A 2,624-nucleotide genomic window follows, 5' to 3' on the forward strand; every position below is an offset into this window, starting at 1 on the left:
TTATATGAACTATTTTATCCTCAGCCAGTGCGGACTTATGTCTTTCTCTTTCAAAATACTATTGAATGATGTGCTATACCAACAGTCAGATGACTCAGTAATAAGGGTTTACCGTTCTATTCCCTCACTGATAAAAAATATGGATGGGAAACTCAAGCTGATGCTACTTGACATTACTGGATTCAAACATAGTGAAGTTCATGATCTATTAATTAAAATAAAGTCAGCCCACAATGTAGGGATTATTTTATTTTGTGACAACTACTCTGATCTGTCTAACCTCCCTAATATATATCATGCAGTCATATACAGAAAAAGTAATATTCCTTACATCAAAAAAACAATAGGGACAATATGTCACAACCGCTATGACGGTCATTTCATACCGCTTGATGAAGATAATCTGGTTAAAAATAAATTAACTAAACGAGAAAATGAAACATTACAATGTATTATATCAGGTTTAAATTCTGTTCAGATTTCAAAGAAGTTATCACTCAGTTATAAAACTGTCAGTGGCTATCGTCGTAGTATCTGTAGAAAATATGGCATTAACAACTTAAATGTTTATTATTTAAAATATAGAGAAGAAGGTCAGTAGCCGCACGCCTCATTAACGTAATAGGACATACACTACTGCAAAAGTAGTCGCTAATCGTGCTGGCTAGAGTATTAATGGAAAACTTTCCCATTTTTTCAAAGCTACCCTATAAACTGGTGTACCAATCTAGTTGCAAGATCGGCATTTTCTGCATCAAAGTTGGCATTATCCCCATCACAAAACCCATGATGGCTGCTGAATATGCGGCTATCAACATTAGGATATTTTTTTAGTTCACTTTGCAGGATTGTCGTATCGAAAGAAGCTTCATGTCGGGCAAGGATGACAAGGGCTGGACAAGGTGGCGCAATATCGCTGTGCTCGCGGATACGTGAACCGTAGTGGCAGACAACCCTTGCGCATAACCCGCTTCTGGCCGCAAGCCAGGCAAGCGTGGCTCCAACACTAAACCCTACAAGGATAAGATTGTCATACTGTGGCCGCAGTGTCTGGAGCAGAGTAACGATATGGGAGGTGTCAAAACCTACATTTTCAATAAAATAGCGATATGCCTCATTCTGCTGTGCATAGCTAAATGGCTCATCGCGCCCAATAAGATTGAGGCAATAAACGTCCCTCTCCATCGCATGATATTCATGACACACCCGCCTGATATGCGGATTAATACCATAAATCTCATGTAGTACTACGATGGCGGTATTACTTCCACATTTTAGCTCTAGCATTAGGCGTTATCGATTTCCGTTTTGTGCACCCAGGCTGACAAATGCCATTCGGCAGTAAATGGTAGGACACTCCGCACTGTCACTCACTCATATAGAGATTTTGTGCTCACTACATCATCGAAAGGTCACACAAAAAATAACTTTCAATATCAATTTATTATATAGCTAAACTATTTTCTACATCGTCTTCCAATCCTTGCGCTGATTGAAGACCAAAATGACTATTACGTCTCACATTGAGTAAAATCACCCCATGATTTGCCACTAATCCTTAAATGAGCAGCATAACTAACCAGAATTACAATTTACACTATAATAAACAATAAGATGCCATATACTGGCTTCGGTGATGTGAAGCCAGCATTACGCTAATTGAAAATAACTACTCTTCTGTCACTGGCATAAACTCGGCCAATTTCTGCTTCTGTTTACCCCGGTCATCCAGGTTAGCTGAGCTTAGCCAAAGCTGTATAGCTCGCCGAATCCCTGGCCATTCACTCTCGATAATAGAATACCAACGGGTGTCACGACTATGCCCTTTGGATACTTGTATTTGTCTGAAAGTACCTTCGTATTGAAATCCCAACCGTTCTGCCGCTTGAATCGCTGGCTGGTGCAGACTGTCACACTTCCACGCACATCGCCGGTATTGCAAAGTATCCAGCGCATAGGATAGCAAAAGAAATATTGCCTCAGTGCTGCATAAAGTACGTTTCATCAACGGTGACCAGTTAATCCAACCGATTTCTACCGCCCCATTCTCGGGGTCAATGCGTTGTAACGCGATAAAACCTACTGCTTTTCCGGTGGAGTAATTGATGACTGAATAAAAAAGAGGGTCCTTACTTGCACTAAGAGAGGCAATATAATGGTCACATTGCCTAATTGTGATGGGGCGATTAATGTGAAAGTAAGTCCAGTCACGCTCGTCATCAATGCTGTGCCAGGCTTCAAATAGATCCTTGCTATGCTTGATATCAATAGGTTCAAGGAGGCAATAGTCGCCTTTGAGGATAATCCGTTGGGGAGTTGTTCGAGGCAACCAGTCGGGTAATGATTTGCCCAGTGCTTGCCCATAGATATTTAATTCTGTCATTATAAATCATACCTGTGTTATGGAATTTATAAGGTTTCGGCAAGTTTTTGAAAAAACTCAGTGAATCCACCCTAAAATAATTTCACTTTGATCTTTAACTTTTCCAATCGTGCTGATTTCTCCAAGAAGAAAGTGATATTGGCCGTGCCCATAAATTCAAATTATTCAGAAAATACATCCTATTTTTGAATAATTAAGTCTTATAAATAATGACACTTCTTGATAATTTGTTATGTGATAT

3 protein-coding genes are annotated in these 2,624 nt (G+C 39.7%); 1 reads left to right on the forward strand and 2 read right to left on the reverse strand.

From position 1 onward, the window contains the following. The coding region (locus V2A85_RS23010; protein ID WP_420072477.1) for a response regulator transcription factor at positions 1-601 on the forward strand (601 nt) is incomplete at its 5' end. A gap of 101 nt (positions 602-702) precedes the next feature. Here the strand turns inward: V2A85_RS23010 and V2A85_RS23015 are convergent. After that, positions 703-1,287 carry a dienelactone hydrolase family protein gene (locus V2A85_RS23015; protein ID WP_372559955.1) on the reverse strand — a complete coding sequence of 195 codons (585 nt, stop codon included), beginning with the start codon at positions 1,285-1,287 and terminating at the stop codon, positions 703-705. A gap of 382 nt (positions 1,288-1,669) precedes the next feature. Next, positions 1,670-2,383 carry a GNAT family N-acetyltransferase gene (locus V2A85_RS23020; protein ID WP_083161044.1) on the reverse strand — a complete coding sequence of 238 codons (714 nt, stop codon included), beginning with the start codon at positions 2,381-2,383 and terminating at the stop codon, positions 1,670-1,672. Positions 2,384-2,624: the final 241 nt, after the last annotated feature.

Source organism: Yersinia sp. 1252 StPb PI (genome assembly GCF_048593885.1).
Lineage (GTDB): Bacteria > Pseudomonadota > Gammaproteobacteria > Enterobacterales > Enterobacteriaceae > Yersinia > Yersinia enterocolitica_E.

Excerpts from the sequence above, each read along its gene's own strand:
- V2A85_RS23015 (WP_372559955.1), bottom strand. The coding sequence starts at position 1,287 with ATGCTAGAGCTAAAATGTGGAAGTAATACCGCCATCGTAGTACTACAT.
- V2A85_RS23020 (WP_083161044.1), bottom strand. The coding sequence starts at position 2,383 with ATGACAGAATTAAATATCTATGGGCAAGCACTGGGCAAATCATTACCC.